The sequence below is a fragment of the Streptomyces sp. NPDC037401 genome, assembly GCF_055602345.1.
In genome coordinates, this window is record NZ_JBVJWO010000051.1 from 44,014 (window position 1) to 51,165 (window position 7,152).

At 73.6% G+C, this 7,152-nt stretch carries 9 protein-coding genes; 5 read left to right on the top strand and 4 right to left on the bottom strand.

Annotated features, from left to right (window positions below; translation table 11 throughout):
- The first annotated feature begins 7 nt into the window (after nucleotides 1-7).
- On the top strand, nucleotides 8-769 hold the full coding sequence (locus ACZ7H1_RS34855) for a DeoR/GlpR family DNA-binding transcription regulator (RefSeq protein WP_470792241.1): 762 nt from the start codon (nucleotides 8-10) through the stop codon (nucleotides 767-769).
- Entirely contained in the window at nucleotides 766-1,716 is a 951-nt protein-coding gene (gene pfkB / locus ACZ7H1_RS34860) for a 1-phosphofructokinase (protein ID WP_470792243.1), read from the top strand. The genes ACZ7H1_RS34855 and pfkB overlap by 4 nt, the downstream gene beginning before the upstream one ends.
- Before the next feature lie 15 nt (nucleotides 1,717-1,731).
- On the opposite strand, the gene ACZ7H1_RS34865 is transcribed toward pfkB, so the two are convergent.
- Nucleotides 1,732-2,514: a DUF6227 family protein gene (locus ACZ7H1_RS34865; RefSeq protein WP_470792245.1), complete on the bottom strand. Its 783-nt coding sequence runs from the start codon at nucleotides 2,512-2,514 to the stop codon at nucleotides 1,732-1,734.
- Between the two features lie 173 nt (nucleotides 2,515-2,687).
- Nucleotides 2,688-3,770 carry a P1 family peptidase gene (locus tag ACZ7H1_RS34870; RefSeq protein WP_470792246.1) on the bottom strand — a complete coding sequence of 361 codons (1,083 nt, stop codon included), beginning with the start codon at nucleotides 3,768-3,770 and terminating at the stop codon, nucleotides 2,688-2,690.
- Nucleotides 3,771-3,859: 89 nt separating this feature from the next.
- Between ACZ7H1_RS34870 and ACZ7H1_RS34875 the strand changes: the two genes are divergently transcribed.
- Nucleotides 3,860-4,507: a vitamin K epoxide reductase family protein gene (locus ACZ7H1_RS34875; RefSeq protein WP_470792248.1), complete on the top strand. Its 648-nt coding sequence runs from the start codon at nucleotides 3,860-3,862 to the stop codon at nucleotides 4,505-4,507.
- Between the two features lie 111 nt (nucleotides 4,508-4,618).
- Here the strand turns inward: ACZ7H1_RS34875 and ACZ7H1_RS34880 are convergent, their stop codons facing one another.
- Nucleotides 4,619-5,032: a rodlin gene (locus tag ACZ7H1_RS34880; protein ID WP_470792250.1), complete on the bottom strand. Its 414-nt coding sequence runs from the start codon at nucleotides 5,030-5,032 to the stop codon at nucleotides 4,619-4,621.
- A 295-nt stretch (nucleotides 5,033-5,327) separates the two neighbouring features.
- On the opposite strand from ACZ7H1_RS34880, the gene ACZ7H1_RS34885 reads away from it, so the two are divergent.
- Nucleotides 5,328-5,819: a hypothetical protein gene (locus tag ACZ7H1_RS34885; protein WP_470792252.1), complete on the top strand. Its 492-nt coding sequence runs from the start codon at nucleotides 5,328-5,330 to the stop codon at nucleotides 5,817-5,819.
- A gap of 161 nt (nucleotides 5,820-5,980) precedes the next feature.
- A complete protein-coding gene (locus ACZ7H1_RS34890) occupies nucleotides 5,981-6,220 on the top strand; it encodes a chaplin (protein ID WP_470792253.1) in 240 nt (79 codons plus the stop codon).
- A 149-nt stretch (nucleotides 6,221-6,369) separates the two neighbouring features.
- On the opposite strand, the gene ACZ7H1_RS34895 is transcribed toward ACZ7H1_RS34890, so the two are convergent.
- On the bottom strand, nucleotides 6,370-6,708 hold the full coding sequence (locus tag ACZ7H1_RS34895; RefSeq protein ID WP_470792254.1) for a hypothetical protein: 339 nt from the start codon (nucleotides 6,706-6,708) through the stop codon (nucleotides 6,370-6,372).
- Between the last annotated feature and the right edge of the window lie 444 nt (nucleotides 6,709-7,152).

Genomic DNA, 7,152 nt, shown 5'->3' on the forward strand with positions numbered 1-7,152 from the left:
AAGCCACATGTACGCACCGGAGCGCCAACAAGAGATCCTCCGCCTCGCCCGCGAGGCGGGCAGGGTCGACGTCCTCTCCCTCGCCGGGGCATTCCAGGTCACCGCGGAGACCGTCCGCCGCGACCTGAAGGCCCTGGACCGGGCCGGACTCGTCCGCCGGGTGCACGGCGGCGCCATCCCGGCCGGCCGCCTCGACTTCGAACCGGACCTCACCGAGCGCGAAGCCACGGCGGCCGACGAGAAGGACCTCATCGCGGCCGCGGCGCTCGCCGAACTCCCCGACGGCGGCAGCGTCATCCTCGACGCCGGCACCACCGTCGCCCGCCTGGCCGCCCGGCTGCCCGTGGACACCGTGCTCACCGTGCTGACCCACGCCCTCCCCGTCGCCGCCCGGCTCGCCGACCACACCGGCATCGACCTGCACCTCGTCGGCGGCCGGGTCCGCCACCGCACCCGCGCCGCCGTCGACGCCTGGGCCCTGCGCGCCTACGCCGAGATCCGCGCGGACGTCCTCTTCCTCGCCACCAACGGCTTCTCGGCCGAAGGCGGCCTGACCACCCCCGACCTCGCCGAGGCCGCCGTCAAACGCGCCGCGATCGCCGCCGCCCGCCGCGTGGTCCTCCTCGCCGACTCCGCGAAGGCCGGCGAGGAGCACTTCGCCCGCTTCGCCGCCTTCGCCGACATCGACCTGCTCATCACCGACGCGGGGCTCGACCCCGCCCAGCAGGCGGCGATCGAGGCCGCCGGTACGGAAGTCGTGCTCGTATGATCCTCACCGTCACGCCCAACCCGTCCCTGGACCGGACCTACGAGGTCCCCGCGCTGGACCGCGGCGAGGTGCTCCGCGCCACCACCGACCGGATGGATCCCGGCGGCAAGGGCGTCAACGTCTCCCGTGCCGTGGCCGCAGCCGGCCACCGCGCCACCGCGGTCGTCCCGCTCGGCGGCACCGCCGGAGTCCTGCTGGCCGAACTGCTCGGCGGGCTCGGCATCGACGTCACCGCCGTGTCGATCGCGGGCCAGACCCGCGCCGACATCTCCGTCGCCGAACCCGACGGCACCCTGACGAAGATCAACGCGCCCGGCCCCGAACTGACCGCCGCCGAATCCGGCCTCCTGCTCTCCACGGTCCGCAGCCAGTCCGCCGCGGCCGACTGGATCGCCTGCTGCGGCAGCCTCCCGCGCGGCCTCGCCCCCGAGTGGTACGCCGTACTCGTCGGCGGGGTCCACGAGGCCGGCGCGCGGATAGCCCTCGACACCTCCGGCCCGGCCCTGCTCGCCGCCCTCGAGGCCCGCCCCGACGTGATCAAGCCCAACGCCGAAGAGCTCGCCGCCGCGGTCGGCCGCCCCCTCTACACCCTCGGCGACGTCGTCAAGGCCGCCGAAGAACTCCGCGAGGCGGGCGCCCGGGCCGTCCTCGCCGGCCTTGGCGCCGACGGCCAGCTGCTCGCCGAGCCCTCCGGCACCCTCTACGGCACCGCCGGCGCCCCAGCCGTCCGCAGTGACGTCGGCGCGGGTGACGCCTCGCTCGCGGGCTTCCTCATCGCGGGCGGGACAGGCCCCGCCGCCCTCGCCTCCGCCCTGGCCCACGGCGCCGCCGCGGTCCAGCTCCCCGGCAGCGCGATGCCGACGCCCGCCGACCTCCGCCCGGACGCGGTCCACATCACCGGCGACCTCCCGCTGGACCTCCCGCTGTCCGCACCCGCCGGCGTCTGACGCACCCGGGACCGGTCACCGCACCCGCGCGCGCAGCTCCATCGCCCCGCGCGCGGCCGCCTCGCTCGTGTACACCTCGCACATGTGCCGGCCGTCGGGCGTGGCCGTGTGCTCGACCTCCCACAGGCTGACCTCCTGCCCGTCCATCAGCACGAACGCGTGCTCGTACAGCGTGAATCCGGCGTCCCGCCCGTCCGCCAGGCACTGCCGTCCGCCGAACGCCTGGGTGATCGTGTGGGCGTACGCCGAGCGCAGCAGCCGGGCCACCGCCGGGCCCGGCCGGTCGGTGTTCTCCGCGCGCCGCAGCACCCGGCGGGCGTGGTCCGCCGACTCGTCCACGGCGTACACCCGGCGCTGCTCCGGCACCCCGGCACCCCGCGCGAACAGCGCACCCAGCACCGCGACGTCACTGTCGGGGTCGTCGGTGCCGGGCAGCTCGCCGCAGTACCCCAGCCCGTCCGGCGCCGCGTCGAACTCCTCGCCGAACAGCCGGCCCATCGCCAGGCGCAGCTCCGTCCGGGTCGGGAAGACCTCGTGCCGCAGGACGTCCGCACCGGACGCGCGGTGGGCCAGCTCCCACAGCGAGACCGCGTCCCCGTCGGCCAGCAGGTAGGTGTGCCGGTACGTCTCCCGCTGCACCCCGGTGATCGAGCTCTGGTGCGAGGCGCACAGCGAGGAACTGTGGGCGAGCGCCGAACCGAGGCGCTCGACCAGCCGGTCGGGCAGGTCGAAGGAGTTCAGCGCGCGGCCGAGGAGTCGATCGAGGTGCGCCTCGGTTGTCTCGTACGGATCGCTCAAGGTGGGTCTCCAGGCCGTCGCAGCTTGTCACTTCACGGAAGCTCAACGTAACGCCTCGGTCCGGCATCCGGTCCCGGGTTGGGGAAAACGAGCGGTCACTCGCCGGGGTTCCCGCGCGCCGGCCGCCCCTGCCCCAACTCCGGGCACACGCCGCCCCGTACGCCCCTACGCCCCTACGCCGATCCGGGCGGGGCCGCGTCCGGGGCCGTGTCCCGCGGCGCGTAGAGATCCCCGTACGACGGGAACACCCCGCCCGGGCCGTCCACCCCCTCGGCCGCCAGCACGGCCCGCACCACCGCCCGGGTCAGCGCGTCCGCGCCCGCCGCCAGGACGGCGTTGAGCGCCTCCAGGTCCGGCACCGGCCGCTCGCCCGCCGACAGCGCGAACACCGTGTCCCCGTCGTTCATCAGGTGCACCGGACGCACGGCACGCGCCAGCCCGTCGTGCGCCGTCCCCGCGAGCTTCTGCGCCTGCGCGCGGGTCAGCAGGGCGTCCGTACCGACCACCGCGAGCGTGGTGTTGAGCGGCGGGCGCACGACCCCGGCGGCGCGCTGCCCGGTCAGGGTCCGCGCCCGCTCCAGGCGCCGTACGGCCGCCTCGTGCGCCGCGGGCTCCGGATAGGCGACCCGCCCTTCGAAAGAGCTGCCGTACAGCGCCCCGGTCAGCGGATCCACCGCCGAACCCACGGCGTTGACCACGACCAGCGCCCCGACGGTCACCCCCGACTCCAGCCGTACGCTCGCCGAGCCGACCCCGCCCTTGAGCCCTCCGGCCACCGCACCGGTGCCGGCGCCCACGCACCCCTCGGCCACCGGACCGCCCGGCACCGAGTCCGCGGCGGCCTGCGCGGCCGCCCGTCCCAGCGCCGCGTCCGGCCGGGCCCGCCAGTCCCCGCCGCGCCCGAGGTCGAACAGGCAGGCCGCCGGCACCACCGGGACGACCTGGGACGGGTCCGGCCCCACCCGCACCCCCCGGCCCCGCTCCTCGAGCCAGGCCGCCACTCCGGTCGCCGCGTCCAGTCCGTACGCACTCCCGCCCGTCAGCACCACGGCGTCGACCCGCTGGACGAGGCTGCGCGGGTCCAGGGCGTCGGTCTCCCGGGTACCGGGCCCGCCGCCCCGCACGTCGACGGCCGCGACCGCCCCGCCCTCGGGAGCCAGCACCACCGTGGTCCCGCTGAGCGCACCGTCGCCGGACAGCCGTGCGTGGCCCACCCGCAGGCCCGCCACATCGGTCAGAGCGTCTACTCGATCCATGCCACATCCGTACCACTTCTGGACAACTTGCGTATGAGGGGCGGGGATTGGAGCGTATCTGAGGTGGTATGCGGGGGTATGGTGCGCCCATGGCAACCAAAACAGCGGGAGAGGCGATCCCCCAGCAGCAGGGCCGCCCCCGCAGTCGACAAGAGAGCGAACCGGCCGGAGCCACCAGGGGGTTCGCCTGGCTGCTGGTCATCACCGGCGCGGCGGGGCTGCTCTCCTCCTGGGTGATCACCCTGGACAAGTTCCTCCTGCTGGAGGACCCGGACTTCAAGCCGGCCTGCAGTCTCAACCCCGTGGTGTCCTGCGGCAGCGTCATGAAGAGCGAGCAGGCGGAGGCTTTCGGCTTCCCCAACCCGATGCTCGGGCTGGTGACGTACGCGATGGTGGTCTGCATCGGCGCGGGCCTGCTGGCCGGCGCCCGCTACCGCGGCTGGTTCTGGCTGGGCCTGACCGTGGGTCAGGCGTTCGGCGTCGGGTTCTGCACCTGGCTGATGCAGCAGTCCCTCTACGAGATCAACGCCCTGTGCCTGTGGTGCTGCCTGGCCTGGACGGCGACGATCCTGATGTTCTGGTACACCCTCGCGCGCAACGTCCGCGCCGGTGTGCTGCCGGCCCCGCAGTGGCTCCGGTCGTTCCTCGGTGAATTCGCCTGGGTGCTGCCCGTGGTGCACCTCGGCGTGATCGGGATGCTGATCCTCACCCGCTGGTGGGACTTCTGGACCTCCTGACGCCGGGGCCCGTGGCGCGGGCACGGCACAGCCCCGGCAGCTGGAGGCTGCCGGGGCTGTGTGCATCGCTCCACGGGCGTCAGCCGCCCGGACCGGAAGGAGGTGCGGAGATCAGCTGCCGAAGGAGCCGTTGCCGGACAGGACCGGGATGTTGCTGAGGATGTGCGAGAGCGGCTCGTCGCCCTTGGCCTGGGTGGAGTTCTCGGTGCACTGCTGGTTCTGCGGCGCGGACAGGATCGGGACGTCCTGCAGGACGCCGACCGCGGCGAGGCCGAGGAGGCCCTGGGCGTTGAGCTTCGCCGGGAGGCCGATGCAGGGCTTGTTGAGGGTGCCCTGGACCAGGCTCATCTGCGGGCTCATGTCGCCGTGAGTCTTCTGGTTGCCGTAGATCTGCTGGGCGCCGTTGCCGTTGACGGTCTTGATGCCGTCGTCGTTGCCGATCGCCATCGCCGGGGAGGCCATGGCAGCGCCCGCGCCGAGCACGGAAGCGGTGACCGCGGCGGTGGCCATGATCTTCTTGAGCATCTGAATGATCCTTTTGTCGCACGAGTGCCCGCAAGTGGAGCGCCCTGATCAACTGGGCGTTCCCGGGGTTGGTTCCGCTGCTTCACTCAAACGGCCCGCGCACGCGGAGCTCTTTGTGCGTGCAGGGGGGCGCCCCCGGCTGCCCTGGCGCCGGGGGGCGGGCCAGTCAGTGCGGGCGTCGTGCAGGGGTGCGGGGCGTCGGCCCGCACCCGGGTTCGGGTTGCGGTGCGTAGCGATCTGTTCACACCGTGGTACGGGGCCGCCCGGTCCCGCACGACCATGCGAAGGAACACCCATGCACCGGAAGAAGGCGTCGTCCCGCGTCCTCGTCCCGTCGGCCCTCTGTGCCGCCATACTCTTCGGCGCGGCCGGTCCCGCGAGCGCCCTCGCGGACGACCGCGGTGCCGCGCTCGACCGCGCTACACCTGCCGCGGCAGCCCGGCAGCAGAGCGGAGACCGGGCGGCTGCCGGCCCCATCGACGACCTGCTGGCGGGCCTCGGCACCTCGCTCCAGGCCATCCTGGACTCGCTCAAGGGCTTGCTGCCTCCGGGTGTGACGCTGCCGCCGATCGAGCTCCCCAAGCTCCCGGAGATCAAGCTTCCCGAGATCAAGCTCCCTGAGATCAAGCTCCCCGAGATCCCCGGGATCACGCTGCCGGTCGTACCGCCGGCCGTGCCGCCGGCCGTACCGCCCGTCGACGGCCTGGTGCCCGAGATCCCCGAGATCCCCGATGTGCCGGGGATCCCCGAGATCCCTGAGATTCCGGAGATCCCTGCGTTGCCGTAGCGGGCCGGGCGGGCCGGGCGGGGCGGGCGGGTCGGAGGTTACGACTATTGGGCCGAACAGGTCAGACTGTGGCCCGGCCCGTGTCGTCGTGCAGACTGGGACGTTTCGCTCGGTGTGAGCCCCGGATCGGGGCAGAACATCGAACAGAAGGTGCACTTCCCATGAACTCTGCCAAGAAGGCCGCCCTGGTCCTGGCCACCGCCGGTCTCGCCGCGGGCGCGGCCGCCGGCACCGCCGTCGCCGACTCCAAGGCCGAGGGCGCTGCCGTGGGCTCGCCCGGTGTCCTCTCCGGCAACCTCGTGCAGGTTCCGGTCCACATCCCGATCAACCTCTGCGGCAACACGGTCAACGTGATCGGCGCGCTGAACCCGGCGTTCGGCAACGTCTGCATCAACGACTGATCTCGGTCGCTGCGCATTCCTGTGGCGCCACCGGCACACCGCCGGTGGCGCCACAGCCGTTTCCGGGGTGTGCCGGAGACCGCACGGAAAAGCCGTCCGCGCCCCGGTGGCCGGGGCGCGGACGGCTGGTGTCGTAGGCAACAGGCGCTTCAGCGACCGCCGTTGAGCTTCACGCCACCGAGCAGCGGGGTGGTCTGGGTGAGCGCGTTGCCGGTCTTGAGCGCCTCGCCCGGCAGGTTGTTCTTGGCCTGGTTCACCTGGCCGACCGCGCCCAGCGCCGTCCCCACCGCGGCGCCCTGCTCCTCCAGGGCGTTGGCGAAGTGCGAGGTCAGGTTCGCGGTCGTCGGGGCCTGGGCGTCGACGATCTCGGTGGCCCCGCCGTTCAGGCTCATGGGCAGCCCGGCCGGGTCGGCGGCAAAGGCGGGGGAGGCGGCGCCGAACGCGGCCACCGACCCTGCGACGACGACGGCGACCTTCGAGAACTTCATTGCGAATCCCTTTCTCCGGCGGCGCCCGTCGCACCGCTCGCGACCTGGGTAACGATTCCTGTCCGCTGCGGAAACTCCACCCCCCGGGCATTCTTCCCGTACGCGGAATGACGAACGGCCGGAGAAACCCCGTTCGGGCTTCTCCGGCCGCTTTTCCGATGAAACGTCCAGCGTCAACTTCAGGAGATACGGGAACGCCGATAGAGAATTGCGCCACCGAGCAGCAGACCCGCTCCGAACACCGCCGCGGTGACGGGCGAGCCCGCTCCGGTCTCGGCGAGTACGGGGACCGCCGCGGCCGGCAGGGGCGCCGGGGCGGGAGGGGCGGGAAGCGGAGTGACGGCGGGTGCCGGGACGGGGGCAGGGGGGGGGGGGGGGGGGGGGGGGGGGGGGGGGGGGGGGGGGGGAGAGGGGGGGGGGGAGGGGGGGGGTGGGGGGGGGGGC